15 protein-coding genes are annotated in these 22,632 nt (G+C 46.1%); 5 read left to right on the top strand and 10 right to left on the bottom strand.

Annotated features, from left to right (window positions below):
* Positions 1-68: 68 nt before the first annotated feature.
* Complete coding sequence (locus tag FBF61_RS20355) at positions 69-2,009, bottom strand: DUF3857 domain-containing protein (protein ID WP_138480770.1); 1,941 nt, start codon at positions 2,007-2,009, stop codon at positions 69-71.
* Between the two features lie 15 nt (positions 2,010-2,024).
* Positions 2,025-4,061 (bottom strand): DUF3858 domain-containing protein, encoded by a 2,037-nt coding sequence (locus tag FBF61_RS20350; RefSeq protein WP_138480768.1) that lies wholly within the window; start codon positions 4,059-4,061, stop codon positions 2,025-2,027.
* A 217-nt stretch (positions 4,062-4,278) separates the two neighbouring features.
* On the opposite strand from FBF61_RS20350, the gene FBF61_RS20345 reads away from it, so the two are divergent.
* From FBF61_RS20345 to FBF61_RS20325, 5 genes are all read left to right on the top strand, one after another.
* A complete protein-coding gene (locus FBF61_RS20345) occupies positions 4,279-5,370 on the top strand; it encodes a Gfo/Idh/MocA family protein (protein WP_138480767.1) in 1,092 nt (363 codons plus the stop codon).
* Positions 5,371-6,116: 746 nt separating this feature from the next.
* A complete protein-coding gene (locus FBF61_RS20340; RefSeq protein WP_138480765.1) occupies positions 6,117-9,350 on the top strand; it encodes a SusC/RagA family TonB-linked outer membrane protein in 3,234 nt (1,077 codons plus the stop codon).
* Positions 9,351-9,387: 37 nt separating this feature from the next.
* A complete protein-coding gene (locus FBF61_RS20335; RefSeq protein WP_138480763.1) occupies positions 9,388-10,962 on the top strand; it encodes a RagB/SusD family nutrient uptake outer membrane protein in 1,575 nt (524 codons plus the stop codon).
* Positions 10,963-11,094: 132 nt separating this feature from the next.
* Positions 11,095-13,158, top strand: coding sequence for a sialate O-acetylesterase (locus FBF61_RS20330; protein WP_138480761.1), 2,064 nt, complete (start codon positions 11,095-11,097; stop codon positions 13,156-13,158).
* 23 nt (positions 13,159-13,181) lie between these two features.
* Positions 13,182-14,279 (top strand): ligand-binding sensor domain-containing protein, encoded by a 1,098-nt coding sequence (locus FBF61_RS20325; protein ID WP_138480759.1) that lies wholly within the window; start codon positions 13,182-13,184, stop codon positions 14,277-14,279.
* 63 nt (positions 14,280-14,342) lie between these two features.
* Here FBF61_RS20325 and FBF61_RS20320 read toward each other — a convergent pair whose 3' ends face one another.
* The 8 genes from FBF61_RS20320 to FBF61_RS20285 form a co-directional block, all read right to left on the bottom strand.
* Positions 14,343-15,122 carry a TIGR00266 family protein gene (locus tag FBF61_RS20320; RefSeq protein ID WP_138480757.1) on the bottom strand — a complete coding sequence of 260 codons (780 nt, stop codon included), beginning with the start codon at positions 15,120-15,122 and terminating at the stop codon, positions 14,343-14,345.
* 46 nt (positions 15,123-15,168) lie between these two features.
* Positions 15,169-15,423: a hypothetical protein gene (locus tag FBF61_RS20315; protein WP_138480755.1), complete on the bottom strand. Its 255-nt coding sequence runs from the start codon at positions 15,421-15,423 to the stop codon at positions 15,169-15,171.
* Positions 15,424-15,530: 107 nt separating this feature from the next.
* Positions 15,531-17,081 (bottom strand): glutamate--tRNA ligase, encoded by a 1,551-nt coding sequence (gene gltX, locus FBF61_RS20310; RefSeq protein ID WP_138480753.1) that lies wholly within the window; start codon positions 17,079-17,081, stop codon positions 15,531-15,533.
* 175 nt (positions 17,082-17,256) lie between these two features.
* Positions 17,257-17,625, bottom strand: coding sequence for a Rid family detoxifying hydrolase (locus FBF61_RS20305; protein ID WP_138480751.1), 369 nt, complete (start codon positions 17,623-17,625; stop codon positions 17,257-17,259).
* Positions 17,626-17,724: 99 nt separating this feature from the next.
* Positions 17,725-18,243, bottom strand: coding sequence for an acyl-CoA thioesterase (locus FBF61_RS20300; protein WP_138480749.1), 519 nt, complete (start codon positions 18,241-18,243; stop codon positions 17,725-17,727).
* A 14-nt stretch (positions 18,244-18,257) separates the two neighbouring features.
* A complete protein-coding gene (locus tag FBF61_RS20295) occupies positions 18,258-19,121 on the bottom strand; it encodes an outer membrane beta-barrel protein (RefSeq protein WP_138480746.1) in 864 nt (287 codons plus the stop codon).
* Positions 19,122-19,322: 201 nt separating this feature from the next.
* Positions 19,323-20,018 (bottom strand): GIN domain-containing protein, encoded by a 696-nt coding sequence (locus FBF61_RS20290; protein ID WP_138480744.1) that lies wholly within the window; start codon positions 20,016-20,018, stop codon positions 19,323-19,325.
* A gap of 70 nt (positions 20,019-20,088) precedes the next feature.
* Positions 20,089-22,626: a PspC domain-containing protein gene (locus FBF61_RS20285; protein WP_138480742.1), complete on the bottom strand. Its 2,538-nt coding sequence runs from the start codon at positions 22,624-22,626 to the stop codon at positions 20,089-20,091.
* Positions 22,627-22,632: the final 6 nt, after the last annotated feature.

Here is a 22,632-nt window from a genome sequence, read left to right as displayed (position 1 = left end):
ATCCGCTACCCAACAACAGGTCGCGTTTTGATCGATAGTTTACAGATTTTAACTAAAAAGAATCCCCATCATTTGTTTTCTACAAAAACAACTTGCGCACGGTCTGCCTTTCTTATTTTTTTGAGAAAATCAATCCAGGCAGGGAAATCCTTAGACGGGTAGCGGCCTCCGTTCAGTATTACTTTTCTTGAACATACGAGTTTGCTGTTCTCAAAGCTGGTTTTTGATTCATAGGTACCAAAAACAGAGGTCACTTGATAGGAAGGTAACGAAGTTTCCAGTTTGTAAATAGTCGGTATCACATAGGAAACAGTGTCCAGGTCAGTGAAATTGTAGTCAGAAACCGGCAGATAAAAGTCTGCGGAACGTTCGGTAGCTTCGGGTAACTCAAACGGACGGGAGAGCAGGCTTGGCTTTACAAACAGCCTTGTCCCTGTTTTTGTTGCACAATTGCGGACGTTCAAACTTAGTTTTTCGGTAATGGTCGGTTCCTGCTCCGGTCCTTCCATTAACTCAAAACGCTCCAACTCCAGACTGGGCAGATTGATATGATTCAGCAACCATTTTTTTTGCTCCTCTTTGTTTCCGCTATGCATCAGGTTTTTTCGGGATTCCTGCTGCAAGCCTGTATATAGCACCTGAACTTCCACCTGTCCGTTACCTCCTTCTTCCAGGTTCACATTGGCTCGGCTGTTCCTTATATTTTGCTGAGCCTTGTAGTCGGGTGTCGATACCAGCTTGCCTCCTTCCGGCATCACCAGCAGCGCATAGCGGCCGCCCGTGAAAGTGCCCATAAAATTGGGCCGGGTAATCTGGCTGGTGCATTCAAGCCAGATAGTATCTTTGGCAACTATCGCACAGGCAATTACGTGGTTGAACTGGCTGCTCGGAAAATCAGACTTCATCTTTTCTTCTTCGCCGGCCCTGATCAGCGCCGCGTAAGAGGTGATACCCGCCTGTTTCAATGCAGCCAGCGTAAAGTTTGTCAGCGCCTTGCAGTCTCCATACCCTTTGCTGGCCACCGTAGCTGCATCGATCGTCTGCCAGCCTCCGATGCCGAGCTGGATACTTACGTACCGCGACCGTCCCTGCATCCATTTATATATCAGCTGTACTTTCTCCCGGTCCGATTTCGCATCTTTGATCACGGCATTAACTTCTGCGATAGTAGCCGGGGGAAGCATATCGCGCCCGGCATTCAGAGTATAGTAAAACTTACTCAGGTCTTCCCAGCTCCTGAAATTCCCTTTGTAATCCTGTATCTCGAAATCCGCAGGCGCAGCCATCACCATGGGCGAATGATCTATCAGCGGTAACGGATAAGCATCACTTTTTTTACTTGCCGCATAATTTTCAATGGTCCACTGGTAGAGGTCGGCACCATCTGTGTCTTTTGATTTAGTCACCGGAGACACGCCGTTGTATTCTTTATATCTGAATTCAAAACCTGCCGGAGCCTTAATTTTGTAAACAGAAAGCTCAACCGCCGAATTCTCGTCGGCTACCGGAAGCCATTTTGGATAAAACATCATGTTCCTGCTCCTTACCTCATAGGAATATTCTATGGTATAAGGATAGGCATAACTCTTTTTGCCAAAATCGGCAACTTTTATCCGCGCATCTGTAATTTCATCACCGCCTGAACCATATCCGTAATCTTGTATATCGGCATTTTTCAACTTCTTCACCAGCTTCCCTGTTGCGTCATAGAGATTTCCGCCGATATCCATGATCTTCGTAAACTTATCATAGCTCACCATCAGCCGCCCGTGTTCTTCTTCACCTTTTTCATTGAATACCGTTACCACCGACCGGCTGCGGCGACGCCCTTCACTTTTGGAAGTTATCTCCCAAATGGTTTCGTCCAGCCTCACCACAGCATTGGCATCGGTTAGCAGAGAGGGAGGGATTTTGCCGACATTAAAATCGGCCTGTCCGAAAATAGCTGATGAACCGGTTGTACATAGCAGCAGTAGTAGCCACTGACGGGATAGTCTGATAATTTGCATGATGAAGGAGGTAAATTAATTGTTTTTTTTCTTGATCACGAGCGGCTGGGAATGTCTTTGCACCACACGTTCAAAAAACTCTTTAAGATCCAAATATTCTTCCGGCGTAAACCGGGTTTTGGAGACGAGAATTGAGCTGTTTACCTGGATCGTGTTGCCCGTCTGCCTCACCTGATATGCAAATTTACCGGCTTTGTCAGGCAGCGTCAGAATCTCGGCTTTTGGTATTTCTTCCAAAACATACCCGGTGGGCAGCACAAAACTCCCGATGTAGGAAGCGGAAATACTTGTTGTCAGGTCGAGCGGATAAATCCGGTCTTTGGATTTCAGCGGATTACTTGCCCACCGTCCGGCAAGCACGGGATTGAAATACAAAATGTCGGGAGAAGAGCTTTCACTTTCTATCTCAAATTCACAACTCACGTTTACCGCCGACTGGAGGTCATCCGCTTTGTTTTTGCCAGCAATATTTTTCACCTGCCACTCAGGGACCTGCTTTTTAAGATCAGTGTGAAAGGCACTTTCCGGTTCCCCGGTATATTTATCACGCCAGCGCAGCGCCTCATAACCTCCGTATGAAATGCTGTAGTTACCTTTTACGGTTCCCTCCTCCGGATTGATTTCGGCGTTGATCATTTCCAGCTTGTTTTGCGCATCCTTTGGTACAATTTCCAGAAAACGTCCCGTACCTTTTTTGGGGATCAGCCTTCCATAACCGTTTAGCGTACGTTCCGGCAGCAGTCCCGGCTTGGCATTAGGCTGCGTAGCATCAAGCAGATATTCCTTCTCGCCGATCTGTACCCGTGCTATCACATAGTTGAAACTTTCCAGCATCGGGATTTCCTGAATGATGCGCCCGTTTGATCGGGTACTTAATATGACCGGGTCGCACGTCAGGTCCAGCTCCCGGAGCAAGGTTACCAGCATAATATTGATGTCACTGTCATTCCCTTTTTTATTGTCATAGGCTTTGCGCACGCCTTCCTTTGACCCTATCCCCGTGTAACCGTTCCATTTCATGTGGTTTTGTACAAAAGCATAAGCCTTGTTCATACGTACTTCAGGGTCCTGGGTTTCTGCCGCTATTTTATCACGTACTTCCTTGAGATAGGACTCTTTCCGCAGTTCCCCTCCAAACCAGGGCATTTCATCCAGGGTCCTGTCCACATGCTCCCAGGTTTGAGAGTAGCGCTTAACCATTTCTCCGGACACAGCGATACTGGCCAGTTCAAAGCTGATTTTGGACAAATAATCACTTTTTGTGGTAATAAACGGCTCGTCCATAAACGCCGGGGCATCTTTGACTACAAAACGGTAAGCAAGCGCGGGACCGTTGTATTTGCTGTGTCCCATTGTCACATCAACTTGCTTACGCTCGTTGATATACAGCGGCAGGTATCCGCCCATTGTGATTTTATATTCAAGAAAATACGGAATGGTGATACGGTATTCACTCCATTTGAAGGGAACAGGTCCCTGAAAATTCCAGACATCCGGCTTGTCTTTATAATTGAGCGGAGTAGTTATGGAATAAGCGTATTCAATCACCGACCCTTTTTTAACATTGGGCAGATTGAACTTCTGCGCAAGGTAAAATTCGGAGGTCTTCTCCCGCTTTACAGACTTTTTGTCCAGGGGAGTAGCCACTACCTGACCGCCCTCCATATTATAGGTATAGCCCTTGATATTGTCTATATATTCTTTCTTATCATAGCGCTGGCTGTCGTAAAAGGGCAATGAAACGGATGCACTGCTCAGGGCCGATTCTTTAAGTATTTTGATCCTGACCCAGCTTTCCCTGGTCATGACAATACCCATTTGTGAGTCATAGCTGAACTTCACCTCGGCGAAGTCATAGAGAAACACAGCCTCCGCCGTGCTGTCGGCTGGATACGCGGTCATAGCAACCGATTCTTTGTCAATAACCCCGAATTTGGGTTTGTAATCTTCCTGCGCGAGGATGTTGAAAGAGATAAATAAGGTAAAACTGAGGATAGAAAACTTAGCGCGGCCAGCGCAAAGCAGTTTGCGAAGAAGTAAACAACTGATCATGTAACTGTTAGGTGAGAGTTCAAATGTTCTGCATAAATGGCAGGTATATTTTGATTTTCAAAAATTATCTATCACCAATCCCAGTTTTTTTTTCATTCACATCGGCCTGTCCGCGAAAAAGGATTTTAATCCCTATTTTTGACACGAAATCATTCCTGGCTTTGTTCAGTTATCAGCTGTTCCCGCTAACCTAAGTCATTAACATTATCCATTTATTATGTCATCTTTTGAAAGTAAAAGTCCACTTCGTGTATTGGTAGTAGGTTGTGGCAATATGGGTGCTTCCCATGCATTTGCTTATCAGCTACTTGACGGTTTCGAGATTTGCGGAATCGTGTCGACAGGAAAAAGCAAAGAAGTTCTGAATGAAAAACTGGGAGGAGGATACAGTCTTTTCAACGATTACGAAACGGCACTGAAAGAAACCAAACCCGACGCCGTATGTATTTCGACCTATCCCGACACGCACGAAAATTTTGCAATTCTTGCGTTGGAGCACGGCGCGCATGTGTTTATAGAAAAGCCACTTGCTGATAGTGTCGAGGGGGCAAAACGGGTTGTTGATGCAGCCAATAAGGCCGGTAAAAAAGTGGTGGTGGGATATATTTTGCGGGTGCACCCTTCATGGGAACGTTTCGTAGCCGAAACACAAAATCTTGGCAAGCCGCTGGTCATGCGGATGAACCTCAACCAGCAAAGCCACGGCTATATGTGGGGCGTTCACCGGAACCTGATGAAAAGCCTGAGCCCGATCGTAGACTGCGGTGTTCACTATATTGATGTCATGTGCCAGATGACGCGTTCGAAACCACTTCGCGTCAATGCGATCGGTGCACGTCTTACTGAGGATATCCCTGCCGGAAATTACAATTACGGCCAGCTTCAGATCTGGTTTGAAGATGGTTCTGTAGGCTGGTATGAGGCAGGCTGGGGACCGATGATCAGCGAAACTGCATTTTTTGTAAAAGATGTGATCGGCCCGAAAGGATCCGTTTCTATCGTAGCGAAAGATGCCGGCGGGTCGGGAAAATCTTCGTCTGTTGAAGCTCATACCAAAACCGAGTCCATCCGTGTTCACCATGCTGCACTCAACGAAAACAGCGAGTTCGTACAGGAAGATTCCTGGATCAACCTGGAAGACGAGCCGGATCACCAGGAGCTATGTAACCGGGAGCAGCGTTATTTTCTTAAAGCGGTGACCGAAGATCTGGACCTGACAGATCACCTGCAGGATGCTGTCACCAGTTTGCAGATCGCATTTGCTTGCGATGAGTCGGTGCGCACGGGAAGGACTGTCGACCTGGCATAACTACTTTTCAGATTTAACAATAATTTAACAAAAACGCTTTGGGAAGAACTTACGGATAGTGTGTCCGTTAGTTACTTTTTGAAGCGTTTTTATTTACCTTCCTCCCCATTCATTATTCGATCAAGCTACCCGGTAGAAAGTTGCTAAAACGTCACGTCTTTTCCCAAGAGTTGAGCTTGTCCGGTAAAACTGGCCTTTGTTATACAATCATCTTTTAACCCATTGATTTGCTGAGTATTACAATCTAACTTACCCGATTTTATGCAAACGTTTGCATAAATATTTATGTTTTTTGTAACCCTTTTGGTCAAAAATTATTGTTAATTATTATAATATTGCAAATGTGTTCTTAAAGACTTTTAAAAAAACTAGTTTAAAAACGCATAAAAATTTAGTAATACATATGCCGGTTTGTTATCAAAATGTAAAAGACCAGCTTCGTCAAAGTGCCTCCCGTAATTAGAAAAGTATAGACTACTTTATCTATTTTAATTAAAGTAATTCGTCAGTTTTTCAAGAAGAAATCGTGATTATGTCCTTGAGGAATTGATCAATACGCGCTTACAAGATTTGTACTAATCAAATATATATCATAATTATTCAAATTAAACTTAACTCAATTTTCTCACTTATAACAGAAAGCCTATGATAAAAAACCCTATTACGTGATGTAATCAGCCAAGTAACGAAATATCACCGATACCAAATTTTGAATGAAGAATTTTTAACAGACCTAACTACTTTATATGAAAAATACCAATACTCAAACCCGGCTCCTGATAAGGAGTCTGAGAAATTCGTTGTTCCTCCTACCTACGCTCTTCTGCTTGAATCCGGCCTTCTCCTACACAGCGGCCACCTTACCTGCCGCCAAAGCGGTAACAGCAGATAAAACAATCCAAGGAAAAATCACCGACAAAGAAAACGGCGACGGATTGCCTGGCGTAAACATAGTACTAAGGGGAACAAGCGTTGGAACAACAACAGACGGCGCTGGTAATTACAGCATTTCAGTGCCCGAAAGCGGCGCGGTACTTGTTTTCAGCTTCGTAGGTTACATTGGCCAGGAAATAGAAGTCGGAAACCGGTCTTCCCTGGATGTTTCCCTGGAATCTGACTCCAAAGCACTTAGCGAAGTGGTCGTTATCGGTTACGGTACGGCGAAGAAATCGGATTTAACGGGCTCAGTCGGCTCCGTTAAGGAAGAACAGCTCAAAGAACGCCCTTCACCATCATTGAACCAGGCCCTTCAAGGTAAGGTTTCGGGGGTGCAGGTGAACGTGAACTCAGGACGCCCGGGCGGTAGATCCAATGTGCGTATCCGTGGTTTCAGTTCTATCAACTCTTCCAATAACCCATTGTACGTGGTGGACGGTGTGATGCTTCCGCAAGGAAACCAGAACCAGCAAAGCCAGGCAATTGACTTCATTAACCCGAACGACATCGTGTCCGTTGAGGTATTGAAGGACGCATCTTCGACAGCTATTTATGGTGCAAGAGGTGCGAATGGCGTTATCATGATCACAACCAAAAGAGGAAAGTCCGGGGAAGGCGTTGTTACCTACAACCTGGACATAAGTGTACCGACAGCAGGTCCGAAAAGAGCGAAAGTTCTGAATTCGGAAGAGTATATGAGAGTTGAGGACCTGTCGTACAAGAACATGGAAAAATATGATCCTGCTGGCTGGGCTTCCGGAAAGTACGCTACCCACAATCCTCAGGTACGCCGCGCTCAGTTACAAGCTGCACATCCCGATATTTTCACGGTTCTCCCGAATGGTACATTCAGTCCAAACTATGATACCGACTGGTTCAGGGAATCAACTCAAAACAGAGTTTCTCAAAATCACCAGCTTGGTTTCAGTGGCGGGAACAATAAAACCACTTATTCTCTGTCATTGAACTACCGCGACGACCAGGGATTGATCAAAACCTCGTACCTGAAACGTTATGCTACCCGTTTCAGCATTGACGATCAGGTAAAAAAATGGCTGCGTATTGGCGGAACTCTAAGCTACAACAATCAGGCTGAAAACCTTGTCGATATCAGTGATGCGGTTCCGCGCCAGATGGTGGAAGATTTTCCATTTTTACCTGTCAAATATCCTGACGGAACTTATGCCAATAACCGCGACTATCCCGGTGCCGAAGGTTCTTTCAGTTCTGTACACAGGTTGTACGGACGTAAATTTAACCTCAATACACAAACAACTCTGGGGAGCCTTTATGGCAATATAACCCTTGCCAAAGGGCTGGAATTGCGTTCTGTTCTGGGGGTTAACATCATTACCCAGGAAGCTAACCAGTCGCAAACAAGGACATTGACCCCTAATGAACTGGGTACGGCAAGAAAAGACAACAGGAAAGAAACTTTCTGGTCATGGGAAAACTACCTGACCTATAATAAGACGTTGGGTATCCATTCATTTAACGTGCTTGCGGGGATATCATGGCAGGAAACAAACATTGCCACGACCGGAATCGGTGCGCAAAACTTCTCAACAGATTATTTTGGATTCGAGAATCTTGGTGCGGGTGCGCAATTGCCCTCTAACAACCCTTATGTATCAGGTGCGCAACGCTTTGCATTCAACTCCTACTTTGGCCGTATCAACTACACTTTGCAGGAAAAATACCTCCTGACTGTAACGGGTCGGGCTGATGGATCCTCCAAATTCGGAGAAAACCACAAATTCGCATTCTTCCCGTCTGCTGCTCTTGCATGGAAAGTTTCTGATGAAGAATTCCTGAAAGGAAACACCTTTATTTCCAACCTTAAAGTGCGTACCAGCTACGGATTGACAGGTAACTCGGAAATTCCGCCATATTCCTCGCTTCCACTTCTTAGATCAAACTATGCTACCGTTTACAATGATACAAGAGTTGGTGGAACCGGTATCAACAGGCTGCCAAACAAAGATTTGAGATGGGAGAAAACTGCACAAACCGATGCCGGACTTGAAATCAGCATCCTGAAAGGCAGAATCTCGCTGGAGGCTGATTACTACTACCGGAAAACGACCGATATGTTGCTCGATGCACCCGTTCCACGCACAAGTGGTTATGCTGTAATCAGAAAGAACATCGGTTCGATGGAAAACAAAGGATTTGAGTTTGCTATCAACACTGTGAACATCGAAACAGCTAAGTTTACCTGGAATACCAACTTTAATATCTCTTTTAACAGGAATAAAGTATTGTCCCTGGCAACACCATCTGATATCTTCGGCGTAGGAGGTCCTTCCATTACCAACCAGACAAGTATCATCCGCATCGGCGAACCAGTTGGTGCGTTCTGGGGTCTTACACGCCTGGGTACATGGAGCGAGAACGAAAGAGAGCAGGCTTCGAAATTCACAAGTTATCGTGGTAACCTGACGATGCTTCCAGGGGATATCAAGTACAAAGATGTCAACAACGACAATGCAATCACAGATGCTGACCGCAGCATCATTGGAAACGGAAGTCCCAAAGGATGGGGAACGCTGTCAAACAGCTTACGCTACGGAAACTTCGATCTGACTTTTGACATGCAGTTCTCTTACGGAAACGATTTGATGGATATGAACCTGCATGCCAGTGAGGACCGTGTATCTCTTGCCAACAGCTACGCAACTGTTCTCGACGCATGGACACCTACCAATCAGAATACCATGATTGCTGAATTACGGGATACCAAAGCCGGCTACGTGACAAACGTGGATACCCGCTGGATCTTCGACGGATCCTTCATACGCGGAAGAAACTTGTTACTCGGCTATACATTCCCGTCTGAGCTGGCCAGCAAAATAAAGATGAGCAGGCTGAGAGTATATTTGTCTGCACAAAACTTCTTCCTGATCAGCAAATACCCACATGGCGATCCAGAGGCAACGCCAATTCGCGGAGGTGACGCAGATAACGTGTTTTCACAAGGGATGATCTGGCATGGCTATCCGAGACCAACTACCTACATGGCTGGTTTACAGATCGCGTTTTAGTAACCGGAATCATAGCATCATTAAAATGACATTTAACATGAGACTAAATAATATAAAAGATCTATTTAAGGTGCTTCTCTGTGGAGCGATCTTACTGGGCCCTACAAGCTGCTCCGACTTCCTTGATGAGCAGGACCCATCGAACCTTCAGCCTGACGTGTTCTATACGCTTCCCGATCACGCTGAAGCTGCCGTTGCTGCTACTTATGCGGAATTACGCTTTTATGGAGAAGGCGCAGGCATTTTCTCTGCCAACTGGCAAATGCTGGAAGCTGTCACCGGTACTGCCACAACAGAAACAGGCCAGAATTCCGATTTGAACAACCTTTATTCGCTGACGTACGACGGAAACACCGCGCATATCAACAACTGGTGGAACGGGCTATACCGTATCATTGCAAATGCCAACCTTGCAATTGAAAAAATTCCCGGAATTCCTTTCCCGGCTGCCAATGAAGCGCAAAAGGTGAAGCTTATCGGGGAAGCAAGATTCCTGAGAGCCTGGGCTTATTTCAATGTGGTAAGATTATGGGGAGACGCTCCGCTGATCACAAAACCACAAACTGCTGACTCAGAGGACTTCAGTCCGTCAAGAGCACCCCAGGAGCAAATCTACAACCTTGTCGTAGAAGACCTTGTTGCAGCTGAGGCGGCTGGATTTCCGGTGACTGCAACCTCCGGACGCGCAACGCAAATGGCCGTTAAGTCACTTTTGTCGAAAGTATACCTGACGATGGCGGGTTTTCCTTTAAGCAAGGGAGCTTCCCATTATAAGCTTGCTGCTGACAAAGCGTTTGAAGTGATCACATATTCTAAGGCTAATCCTGCAACGGTTAATCTTTTCCCAACTTACCGGGAGATACATCAGGAAAGTCTGAAAAACAGGGTTGAACACCTGTTCCAAATTCAGTACAACACAGTAGTAGCCGGATTCCCTTTGAACGATTATTTCCCGAACTTCAAAGCCGTTACTTATGCCGGACCAAGCGGAACGGGGAGCACGGTTCCCACCTTGTCGTTCTATAATTCGTTTCAAGAAGGTGACCTTCGGACTAAGGATCAGGATGGATGGTTTTACACAACCTATTTTACCAATGGTACCGGGGCCAGATTTAGCTTAGGAGCACCTTATGTTTTCAAACATTTCAATATCACTGCACTTGGAGGCGAAGGTGTTACCCCAACCCGCCTCAACAACCTGAATGTAAACCTGATCCGTTTCGCGGAGGTACTGCTCATTTATGCAGAAGCACAGAACGAAGTAGGAGGCCCGAACGCTGAAGCTTACGATGCATTCAAACGTATCCGTGACCGCGCCAAACTGGTAACGCCAGCCATTGGAACATATTCACAGGCTACTTTCCGTGAAGCAATATGGAAAGAACGCTGGTATGAGTTCTGCTACGAAGGTATTACCTGGTTTGATATGGTTCGTCTTCGCAAGGTGTTCAACGAAAAAACCAAAGGTTTTGACAATTTCGTAGGCCACCTTAACCTCAACGTTGGTTCCGGCGTTGCCTTAGCGGAAAAACATTTGTTATTCCCGCTTGGAGTTCAGGAAATGAAGAATAACCCAAACTTGAAACCGCAAAATCCTGGTTATCCACAGTAATTAAGCTTGTTTCAGTTTAAAAAGCCGGCCCCTGACTTTTGTCGCAGGGCCGGTTTTTTGTTGTATTTAAGTACACTAATAAATTCAATTCTGCTAAATTCATTGTTAAAGACCTAATTGACTCGGGAAGCTATGACAGGATCGACCTTTAAAACAGGGAGCAGAGTTCTCTTTACCCGTCTTTGCCGACGCATTTCCTTATTGTTATTTGCCTTTTCAGCTTTAAGATCTGAGCCGACAAATGCGCAGATTATAGTCACCAGCCCGGTCAATAATCAGGTATTTCAACGGAATTCCGCTGGTATAGCCACCATTCCACTTACCGCTTACATATATACTCCTTACACTCGCGTCGAAGTTGATCTGATACCGATTGAGGGTAATACGCATATTCCAAAACAATGGGTTTTTGAAGCTTCCGAAACAGAACAGGGATTTTTGACGGCCGCACTGAAAGCCGAAACCGGATGGTACCGGCTAACCTTGCGTGGCTATACGACATACGGAATTGTGGATACTACCATTGTCAACAGAATAGGTATCGGAGAAGTTTTTCTGGTTGCGGGCAATTCCAATGCCATGGGCTTGCCGGGACTCGGTGCTAAAAATGCTTCTGATCAGGTCGTTTCGTATAATGCAGTGAACAAAATCCTGAACCGGGATAATATTACCGTTGCACCCAACGAACCACCCGGATTACCGGTATTCAATCAACTGAACAATGAGAACTCGATCTTTCCCACCGGCGAAACATCCTGGTACTGGGGTGAGTTGGGCGACATGATCAATAAACGGCTCAATACCCCGGTACTGTTTCTGAACGCAGCCTGGGCTGCTGCTAATTCCGAAAATTACCGGGATGCTGCTTCGGGAAAGGATGCATTTAATTTATACGTAGGAAAGCACTGGCCCAATCGTCAACCTTATTCCAATATTGTGAACACGATCCGCTATTTCAATTCCATGCTGGGTATGAGAGCAGTTCTCTGGTCGCATGGTGAAAATGATGCCCAGCTTGGATTTAAGGAAGAAGATTATTTTAACAATATCAGGACGTTGATCGCAAGCAGCAGGAAAGATTCGGGTTATAATATACCCTGGATAATCGCCGGTAATTCTGCAAGCAATACAATAAAAGATCCTTACCTGCCAGTAACACGGGCACAAAAGAGGCTGGCGGAGATCGATAATTTCAATACATTCCATGGTCCTGATCTTGATACCATACAGATACCCCGCCCCTCTTCGGGCCATTTTGAAAACGTAACCGGGGGAATTCAGGGCCTCACGCAGGCAGCCTCCGCGTGGAACAGAAGCCTGTCAGACTCACTGTTCAGGCAAATTACCCCGTCCGTCCCGGCATACGCTGTTCACACCGGCATAGTACCTTCAACTGTTTTTCCAGGCTGTTCTTTCATTTTGCCATATGAAATAACAGGCAAGGCAAGTGATACTATTGCCGTTCATGCCGAGTTGCTGGATCATGAAGGCAAGTTTGCAGGATACGCCGGACCAGGCCGCGAGAAGCTGATGCAGATCAAAGTTCCCAACGATCTGAAAAATGGCCAGTACCGGATCCGCATTACCGGATCGGCACCAATAGTGGCCGGCAGTGTATCGGCGCCTTTTTTTGTGGACAATACTTTCAGAAAAATTGAATATGTACATTCTATTTCCGCCCGGCCTGTTGATGGCAATATTCAGATTTCCTGGGTCGTGGCTGTAAATCCAAAACTGTCCCGTATGGTTTTGCAAAAAACTACCGATGGAGAAAACTATTCAGATGTAGCGCATTTTGATGCCATTGACAATGCCAAACATTCCCGGGTATATGGATTTCAAGATCCGGATACTGGTGAGAACAGTATTTTTTACCGACTGCAAATACATTACACGACTGGTGAGGCTGTTTTTTCTCCTGTGGTCGCAGTTTTCCAGAAAGATGCTCCCCCTGATTTTCTTTTATTCCCTAACCCCGTCACACGGCAGCAATTTTATATGCGAACCGAAAGTCAGGACAATTTTCGCTGTTCGCTGTATGATCTGCGGGGGAAAGAGCATCCAATACAAATTTCCGACCGGGAAGTGATCGGTTTATTTGTTTTGAGACCGGCACTTCCGCTACCAGCCGGGAATTATCTGCTCCGGATCGAGAAAGATTCCGGAATCACGACACAGATGATTTTGTTTGAATAAGGAAATACATATTTAAAATATTGATGATCGACACTACAACGGATTTTTATTCCGAAGTGTCCATGCTTTTGCAGCCTGATCTTCGCAAACAGGTTGGGTCGGCTTATTTACCATTCCCATACAAGGATATTATGAAAAGAACTTTCCTTTTTCTTTTTTTACTGTTTCTTATTTCCTGCAAAAAAGACAACAATCCCGGCCCCTCAATAAGCTCGGTGAACGGCCTGAACAATTTTTTCATAACCTCCATTGCATTTGATCAGACAGGAACGGCCTGGCTTGGAACGCTCAATCAGGGACTTGTAAAGTACGACGGCCAAGCTGTTACTGTTTACGATTCTACCAACTCTCCGATGACCAATGCTTTTATCGGCGACATCGAAATAGATAAAGCCGGGAATATCTGGATCGGGAGCGATGATCTGGTTCGCCTGAGCGGCTCGCAGTTCACAAGATATGATTCCAGACTGTTCGGTTTACCCAAAAACCATGTGCGTTCTATAGAAACCGACGATGCCGGCAATGTATGGTTTTCATGCAGCAGTTTCCGGTCGGGCGGATTGGTGAAATATGATGGGAACAGTTTTACGACTTTTACGCCGGAAAATTCCAGCCTGCCCGGCAACATGGTCCAGAGTATTGCTATTGATAAATCGAACCACGTCTGGCTGGCGATTAATGACGGTGTTAATACGGTTTCCCTGGCCAGAATATCGGGAAGTGCCATCGACACTTTCGGGCAGACGGAGATTGGTTTCAATCCCTATTACCTTGGAGATATTGTGGTTAACAAACAAAACGAAGTACTGGCTTCCATAGACTACAGCTTATCGAGCACCTTTCAGAACGGCCGGCCCCAAATTTTTAAATTCAATGGAGAGAAATCCGAGATATTCAGGCTGCCTGATGAAAATTCTATCGTTTATTACACCCACAAGATTTTTATAGATCAAAACAACAAACTCTGGGCCTCGTTTCGCGGAGACTGGCAATTCGGCGTTTTCGATGGCAGCAACTGGGTTTTTAATAAGACGGATGCAGGGGGTGTTTTTGCACTCGGCCAAAGCCCGAACGGAGAAATCTGGCTCGGGACGGATAAAGGTATTTATATCGCTAAATGACAGAGGCCAATGAAAGCGATTGTGAAACGTTTTCATTGGCCTCTTCCTTAATCAGTTCCAGACTTAATCCTCAAAAAGACGTCCCAGACCTCCAATTACAGACCCGCTTTCTTTGTTTGCATTTGGCCCGCCGACTGACAGGCGTTGTATCAGTTTGGAAATCGGCATGGATTGTATCCAGCATCTTCCGGTTCCTCTTAATGTTGCCAGGAACATTCCTTCTCCACCAAAAACCATAGATTTCAGTCCGCCCGAACGCTGGATATCAAAGCTCAGCGACTGTTCAAAGGCAACCACGCAGCCGGTGTCCACACGCAGGGTTTCATTGTTAAGGCTCCGCTCGATCACTACTCCGCCGGCATGTACGAAAGCCATCCCATCTCCTTTTAGCTTTTGTAAAATAAAACCTTCCCCTCCGAACAATCCGGATCCAAAACGCTGATTAAAATGAATTTTCATACTGGTACCCATCGCAGCGCAGAGAAAACCATCTTTCTGAACGATCAGCTCGTTACCATAGATCTTGGACAGATCAATCGGCATCACAGTTCCCGGGTAAGGAGCCGAAAATGCGACTTTTCTCTTGCCTACCCCGCGATTGGTAAAATGCGTCATAAAGAGAGATTCCCCTGTCAGCATACGCGTTCCTGCCTGGAAAATCTTGCCCATAATACTCTGGTTTGCCTCTGAGCCATCGCCCATTTTGGTCTCGAACTGGATTCCGTCTTCCATAAAAAGCATGGCGCCGGCTTCCGCAATAACGGTTTCATTGGGATCCAATTCAATTTCAACGACCTGGATATCGTCGCCAATGATTTTGTAATCAATTTCGTGTGAGATCATCTTTTCGCAAAAAGTTTAGTTGATTATTAGTATGAATTGCGCATCGCTATTCTTCCTCTTCCTCCTCTTCACTGGTCTTTTTCTTCGACTTCCGGGTTTTTCTGCCGGGAATATCTTCCCTGTCCCGAAGTTTTTTATCATCCACATTTTTGTTCAAAAATTCATTGATACGATCCATGTCAAAGCTGGTGGTAATTTCACCAAAGGAATTGATCTGAATGTCAAAGCCGTCCAGGTCTTTGTGAACGCGCGGTTTTTCCGCAGCAGGTTTGGTCGTGTCCGTAGGTTTCTTTTTAGCCATGTGTCTGATATCGATCGACCGTGGTAACGGTGCGGTTTTCAATTATTACGAAATTATGCAAGGATAATCCAGGTATCAAAGCAATTTGATCAAAGGGTATATTAAGGCTATGCCAGGCGAATTTGTGCCGGTAAACGGTCCAGCGCATTTTCAAGTCTTTTCACAACTTCATCTTTGCCCAGAATTTCCATAATGATCATCAGATCAGGACCTGCTCCTGCGCCGGTAACCGCCAGGCGCAAAGCCTGCATTACCTTTCCCATCTTCACACCGATTGCATCCAAAGCTGCAAAAATGGCTTCTTTGATATTTTGACTTGTAAAATCTCCTGAAAAATCTGCAAAAGCATCTTTCAATGCTGAAATAGCATTCACGGCTTCTTCATTCCATTTTTTAACGGCCACATCCTGATCATAGACTTCCGGCTCATTGAATAAAAAAACAGATTCACTCACAATCTCCTTCACAAAATGTACCCTGTCCTTCAACAAATGAACGATCTGTGCAATCTGGTCATCCTTTACGTCAATACCTTTTGCCTGATACAAAGGCTTTATCTGCGCAACGATTGCCGCATCATCCATTTGTTTCAGATACTGCTGATTGAACCAGTTGGCCTTCTGAATGTCGAACCTCGCCCCCGCTTTATGCACCCGCTCAAAACTGAATGCTTTGATCAGATCCTCCATATCAAAAATTTCCTGCTCGGTGCCGGCATTCCACCCCAGCAGAGCAAGGAAATTAGCGGTAGCCGCAGGTAAATAACCTTCCTCCCTGAAACCTTTCGCTTTATCCCCTGTTACAGGATCGGTCCATTCCAGCGGGAAGATCGGGAAGCCTCCCAGGTCAGCATCACGTTTTGACAATTTGCCGTTTCCGTCTGGTTTTAATAAAAGCGGAAGATGCGCAAACTGCGGCATGGTACTTTCCCAGCCCAGGTAGCGATATAGTAAAACATGCAAAGGAGCCGAAGGAAGCCATTCTTCACCACGGATCACATGCGTAATTCCCATCAAATGATCGTCCACGATATTAGCAAGATGGTAAGTAGGCATACCGTCCGATTTCAAAAGCACTTTATCGTCGATCTGTGACGAATGTACCACTACCCAGTCGCGGATCAGGTCTTTGAAACGAACGTCTTCTTTGGGCATGATCTTCATCCTGATCACATAGGGTTCACCGCTTTCCAGCTTTGCCTGCGTTTGCTCCGGTGTCAGTGTCAATGAGTTTGTCATTTCCATACGGGTGATCGCATTGTACTGGACAGCCGCTACTTTCGCTTCTTCCAGTCGCTTTCTCATCGCATCGAGCTCCTCGGCGGTATCGAACGCATAATATGCTTTTCCGTCCGCGATCAGCTTTTCAGCATATTCCCGGTACATTTCTTTTCTTTCCGACTGGCGGTACGGGGCATGTGGGCCACCTTGCTGCGGACCTTCATCTATTTGCACACCGAGCCAGTCAAGTGCTTCAAGTATGTATTCCTCAGCACCGGGAACGTAGCGGTTTTGATCGGTATCTTCAATACGGAGTAACATTTCGCCTCCCTGCTGACGTGCAAACAAATAGTTATACAAAGCAGTGCGCACACCACCGGCATGCAGCGGCCCGGTTGGGCTGGGGGCAAATCTTACCCGAACACGTTGATTATTCATTTATTTATTCTTTTGATACTAATAAAAAAGGGACGCAAGTAAGAATTGTCTTTTTTGTCCAGTGTTGTCAGGGATTGTCAAGCGTCGTCAAGTTCACGGGCTATTATGTAACTATAAATGACAACCTCATGACTACTTAATGACCATTCATGACAATAAGTGACTCCGCAGCACATCACTCCACTGCAATAACCGATATTTCCACGTTCACATCCTTGGGTAGTCTGGCAACCTGGACGGTTTCACGGGCTGGGGGATTGTCGAAAAAGAAACTGCCGTAAGTTTCGTTCACTGCCGTAAAGTGGTTCATGTCTTTTAGGAAAATGCTTGTCTTGACGATGTTTGAGAATTTTAACCCTGCTGCTTCAAGAATATGGCCGATATGTTGCAGCACTTTACTGGTTTCCGCTTTGATATCTCCGGCAGGAGCCAAATCTGCTGCAATCTGACCGGATACATATACAGTTCCGTTTACTTTAACAGCTTGGCTGTAAGGCCCGATTGGCGCCGGAGCTTTATCTGAAAATATGATTTCTTTTATCATGATAAATAATAAGTGGCTGATAATAAACAGCTTTACCGCATGAAGACACGTACTGTTTCAATGCGGCAAAATTACCAAAAATATGCTACCAAGTGCGATTTAAGCTACCTGAAAAAGTGCTTTGAGTTCTGTTGCCTCTGCGGGGTTCAATCTGCCGGCAAGAACCAACCTTAGCTGACGACGGCGGAGTGCACTTAAATACAGCTCTTTTTCCTCCTCCGTCTCGGGTTCAAGATGAGGGACTTCGATAGGGCGGCCATTTTGATCAACAGCAACAAATGTATAAAACGCCCTGTTGGTGCTCACGCGCAGCCCCGCAGGGATGTCTTCCGCAAAAACTTCCAGAAAAACCTCCATGGAAGAGTTGAATGCGCGGGTCACTTTCGCCCGCATGGTCACGATATTGCCGAGCCTGATCGGTTCGGTAAAAGAAACATTGTCCACAGAAGCCGTCACCACGATCCGGTTGGAGTGCTTTTGAGCTGCAATGGCCGCACAAATATCCATCCAGTGCAAAAGCCTGCCTCCCATCAGATTGTTAAGTGTGTTGGTATCATTAGGCAGTACCATTTCCGTCATCGTAACCTCTGACTGGTGAGGATGCTTGGGCTTCAACATATTTGCTGTGGTATTTAAAATTTGGGGCATCGGGTTTTCTTTCTTTCCTGTGCCTGCGTTCTGTTGCCTATGAGATAGGTGGCGCGGACCTGCAAAAACAAATAGCTGTCTTTGTTTGTGACACTCCCGCGATGCCATCCAGGCTGCCGCGGCTCGAGCCCGATTTCGGGAGCGCGGTCAGATAACCTGCGCGCCAGATCGCTCTGAAGTTGGTCCGCATTGGGATAAACCGAGCTGGCATCGTCCAGATAATCCGAATTCACAAAGTTATTGCAAAGTTCAGCGCCCAGACTCAAACGTTCCGAAGCTTTAACGGAAACACCGATACCAGCCGTAAACACCAGTGGCGTGCGACTGTATTTAACACCCTCAGTTTGTAGGGGGGCAAGACTATACCAGGTTCCGTCCAGCTTGGCTTTGGGGTTTAATAACGTAAAACCCAGTCCACCAAAAAGATACGGGTTTACTTTGGGTTGATTGTTAAAAGAAAAAAGATCGGCTTGAACGCCCAGGTTTATATCCGGGTTGAATGTTTTGAACGAAAGGTTATTCTGAAAATTCTTGGAGTACTTCTGATCCGCGGAAACCTGATAAAATCTCAGTTCACCTCTTGCGCTGACATGCTCGGTCAGCCTGTACAACGCGCCAAGGGAAATCGAGGGGCCCAGGCCGAGATGTTTCATATTGATCCCGTCCCTTAAATCGCCCATATAATATGCGACCCCAATCCCGCCGGTAAGACTCAGCATCCCGAACGGGGAAACGTAGCGGCCGCCAGACTTTGATCTTCCCTGGGCGTTGCCGTCCGACTGTGCTATGAACAGGCTGAAAAAAAGAAAGGACGCAATGATATGCCTGATCAGGTATTTACTACTCATTTCCGTTGCTTGAAGTTTGATGACTTTTAAATTTCCGGCTGATTCCAAAAAATGCGATCATTCACAAAGGGATTAAATGAGAAGGGTAAACATGCGTAAATATATTAATCTTAGCCAAATATGTTGCTTCGGGCACATTTTTGGGCAAAGAAAAAGCCGGTCAATGCCGGCTGATCCCTGTTTTCTATATCTTCAGAAAAGTTACTCACGTTTCACCGAGCTGGCACCCGAGGTGCTCGAATGAATATCTTTGGCCGAGCCACTATATCTCACGCTGCTGGCACCGCTGGCATCCGCATGAACTGCGGAACTGGCAACAACCGATGCACTGCTCGCCCCGGAGGCTTCAATATTGACTACTTTGCTGGAAAAATCGCGGCCTTTGAAAGATGACGCGCCCGAGACTTCGCCGTTCAGAACATCCCCTTGCCCCACTAAAACCAATGTAGAGGCACCGGATAAGTCAAAAGTTGCTTTGGGAGACGATAATTCCATGGTGACATGTGAGGCGCCGGACACTTCAATATCCATGCTTTTTACACCGCTGAACTTCGAAACATTGGCCTTGCTCGCACCCGAAAAATCAACGCCTTCCAAAGCGGGCATGGTGATAAAAACGTTGACGGTCTTCCTGTTCCTGTTCCATCCAGAGCCTCTGTAATCCAGGTGAAACGTCCCGCCCCGTACCGAACCTTCCAGATCATCGAGATCTTCCTGACGGCCCGACGTTGATATGCTGAAATTGCTACCTTGTTTAACCTCGATTTTAAAAGCGCTCCCCATCGACAATTTGTTAAAACCCGATGCCGAAAAATTCCTGGTCCCCTGGGCCATAGCTCCGGAGGATAATGCTGTAAGAAGTAATAATATGAATGGAAATAAGAGCTGTTTTTTCATGGTATTAAATCAGTTAAATTGAATTTCTGAAAAGATGGCGTCCGATTGCAATAAGTTGCATCAGTCTCAATTATTCCTGAGCATTGATTTTGCTGGCACCGTTTGCATTCCGGCTCAAATTAGGTACTCTGCCCAATTCTACCCTCGAGGCCCCCGAAGCCTCGACGTTGGCACTTTGGATATTCATTTCGGTAGCTTCGATCTTGCAGGCGCCATGCGCATCCAGTTCTACTTTCTGCGCCGATCCTTTTAACGTAGCTTTTGAAGCGCCCGAAATCCCAACCGTAAGTTCATTGGTTTCTACATTAATCTCAGTTTTTGAAGCACCGGAAATATCAACATCCAATTTGGCAAGACCTTTAAATCCGGTAACAAGGGTTTTGTTAACTCCCGACAAGGATAACCTTTCAACAGTTGGCATGGTTATGATCAAGCCGACTCTTCTACCTCTATTATTGTCAAAAATGTTGAATTCATTAGAACGTCTTGCCCTTAAAGTGCCATCCTCCACATATATTTTCAGATCATCGATGTCCTCTTCTTCCCCGTCCGCAGAAACATTGTATTCATTTCCCTGGCGAATAATGATAGAATACGCGCCTCCGATATCCACTTTTTTGAAATCGCCTACCGGAAACTGTTTGATGTAAGTACCGCGCTCTCCCAGCTTAAGATCGCTATTGTCGTCATATTGGAACGAATCAGAATTGTTGTCATCCTGGTTTTCTTCGCTGGCGATGAACTTAGCAGGGATGTTGACACATATTAACCCGGAGTCTCTCCGCATTTCCCAACGCAATGCATTCCAGATCACTTCATCATTGTTGATATTGTAGCGTTTCAAGTTTTTATGATTCTCTTCCCAGTGATTGAGCCTGTAATAAAAACTTTTTGTCATGGTAAAGGTCTTGTTGTAGGGAATGCTCAATGTCAAGTCGATGCGCTGATTGCGGAAGGCTCCATCCTTTCCCAGGACCGGCCCTTCTGTAAACACCACGACTGAATCTCCGAAGTCCACATCATACTTTAAATCACTGGCTCTTTTTTCCGCATCTTCCCGTGAGCGGCCTCTTGCAAACAATCGCTTGTCCAGTTTCAGGCTGTCGGATATATTGCTACCGTCGAGTTTGATATTCAAATCCACATTTTCTTCATCGTACGAATCCGAATAATCCAATGTCAGCAGGCCGGCAGGAATTGCATACGACCGCGATTCGAGCACTTCTCCCCGCTTTGCAAAATTTCTCTGAAAAGCTACGCCGCCAATGGTCGCACCGATAATCCCTACGATCCACAATCCCAGCATAGTAAGCCATACCGAGCCGCCTACAACTTTTTTATTGGACAAAAGCGTCAACCCAAGCAGCAGAAAAGTGATCAGCGGAATGGCCGAAACCAGGACTCCCGACAAAATCAGGATATCAGGCATCTCCTGAAAGATCATAAACGGGATCGGCAGATCATCAAAAGGAACTGAATTGGTCAAACCCAACGCCACGCCTCCGCAAACGACCAAAGCCAGCAAGGACATCACCGCAGTAGCGATCAAGGTAACTCCGATCAAAACCCTGACAATCGGGCCGAGACCTTTCAGCAACCTCCCTACGGCACCGAGTACCAGCGCAATAGCACGGAACGGAAAGAGAAGGATTTTTGTCAAAATATGTTCTTCACCGCTTTTTTCATCCAGGTTCAGACTTTGCTTGATATTGGACTCGATATTGGAAAGCGTAATCGGCTCCCCCTGCATTTCCATCTTGTCAGTCAGTGTTTTGGCCACAGGCGCTATCACCCATAAGACTATATACACAACCACACCTGTTCCGAAAACCAATATCGACAACACCCAGAGAAACCTTACGACACCGAGATCAACCCCGAAATAGGATGCAACACCGGCAGCCACACCACCTACCACTTTACGGTCCGGGTCGCGGTAAAACTTTTTGATTTTAGTATCTTCTTCCAGCGTGGAAGATCCCGGAAACGCCACCCACATGGCAATGTAAACGAGAACCATAAAGCCCGAAATCGGCCCAAGCTCATCTTCAATATGCAGGTCCAGCATGCCCGATCCGGCAGGTAACCCCGCCACGGCGAATAAAAATGCCAGCCTCACCCATATCGGGTCTATTGTGAAATAGTTGGCCAGACCGGCGGCCACACCACCCACCAATTTCCGGCGAAGGTCGCGGTAGAGCTTTTTCGGTCCGGCTGCGGGTGGAGTTACGGGCTCGGTTTTAGGAGCAGTATATGCCGATTGAGAGGCTTCTTCTTTGGGAACGGAAGCCTGTGCAGGCGCACTTCCCAGCGGCTCAGCCAAAATGTCCTCTGCCTGCTCAATAGCCTCAAAGTCGGCAACAGTACCCATGGCAGCGATCAGCTCATCCACGTCGGAAAGGGAAATAACCTGCTTGGCTTCTGCTTTTTGTTTGTTAATAAATCTTTCCGCTATCCTTCCTTCGATGTCCGACAGGATCTCTTTACTGTCCGCAAATGAGGAAAAGTATTTCTGGATCGAAGAAAGGTAACTTTTTAGCTTCTCGTACCCGTCCTCCTCTATGTGGAAGATGATACCGCCTATATTTATGCTGATTGTCTTTTTCATGATTTA

Origin of the sequence: Dyadobacter bucti, assembly GCF_005869225.1 — a bacterium.
GTDB lineage: Bacteria > Bacteroidota > Bacteroidia > Cytophagales > Spirosomataceae > Dyadobacter > Dyadobacter bucti.
This window is presented reverse-complemented; position numbering and strand designations above follow the sequence as displayed.

What these genes read in the sequence shown, in the direction of transcription:
- FBF61_RS20355 (WP_138480770.1), bottom strand. Translation starts at nt 2,009, where the DNA reads ATGCAAATTATCAGACTATCCCGTCAGTGGCTACTACTGCTGCTATGT.
- FBF61_RS20350 (WP_138480768.1), bottom strand. Translation starts at nt 4,061, where the DNA reads ATGATCAGTTGTTTACTTCTTCGCAAACTGCTTTGCGCTGGCCGCGCT.
- FBF61_RS20345 (WP_138480767.1), top strand. Translation starts at nt 4,279, where the DNA reads ATGTCATCTTTTGAAAGTAAAAGTCCACTTCGTGTATTGGTAGTAGGT.
- FBF61_RS20340 (WP_138480765.1), top strand. Translation starts at nt 6,117, where the DNA reads ATGAAAAATACCAATACTCAAACCCGGCTCCTGATAAGGAGTCTGAGA.
- FBF61_RS20335 (WP_138480763.1), top strand. Translation starts at nt 9,388, where the DNA reads ATGAGACTAAATAATATAAAAGATCTATTTAAGGTGCTTCTCTGTGGA.
- FBF61_RS20330 (WP_138480761.1), top strand. Translation starts at nt 11,095, where the DNA reads ATGACAGGATCGACCTTTAAAACAGGGAGCAGAGTTCTCTTTACCCGT.
- FBF61_RS20325 (WP_138480759.1), top strand. Translation starts at nt 13,182, where the DNA reads ATGATCGACACTACAACGGATTTTTATTCCGAAGTGTCCATGCTTTTG.
- FBF61_RS20320 (WP_138480757.1), bottom strand. Translation starts at nt 15,122, where the DNA reads ATGATCTCACACGAAATTGATTACAAAATCATTGGCGACGATATCCAG.
- FBF61_RS20315 (WP_138480755.1), bottom strand. Translation starts at nt 15,423, where the DNA reads ATGGCTAAAAAGAAACCTACGGACACGACCAAACCTGCTGCGGAAAAA.
- gltX (WP_138480753.1), bottom strand. Translation starts at nt 17,081, where the DNA reads ATGAATAATCAACGTGTTCGGGTAAGATTTGCCCCCAGCCCAACCGGG.
- FBF61_RS20305 (WP_138480751.1), bottom strand. Translation starts at nt 17,625, where the DNA reads ATGATAAAAGAAATCATATTTTCAGATAAAGCTCCGGCGCCAATCGGG.
- FBF61_RS20300 (WP_138480749.1), bottom strand. Translation starts at nt 18,243, where the DNA reads ATGTTGAAGCCCAAGCATCCTCACCAGTCAGAGGTTACGATGACGGAA.
- FBF61_RS20295 (WP_138480746.1), bottom strand. Translation starts at nt 19,121, where the DNA reads ATGAGTAGTAAATACCTGATCAGGCATATCATTGCGTCCTTTCTTTTT.
- FBF61_RS20290 (WP_138480744.1), bottom strand. Translation starts at nt 20,018, where the DNA reads ATGAAAAAACAGCTCTTATTTCCATTCATATTATTACTTCTTACAGCA.
- FBF61_RS20285 (WP_138480742.1), bottom strand. Translation starts at nt 22,626, where the DNA reads ATGAAAAAGACAATCAGCATAAATATAGGCGGTATCATCTTCCACATA.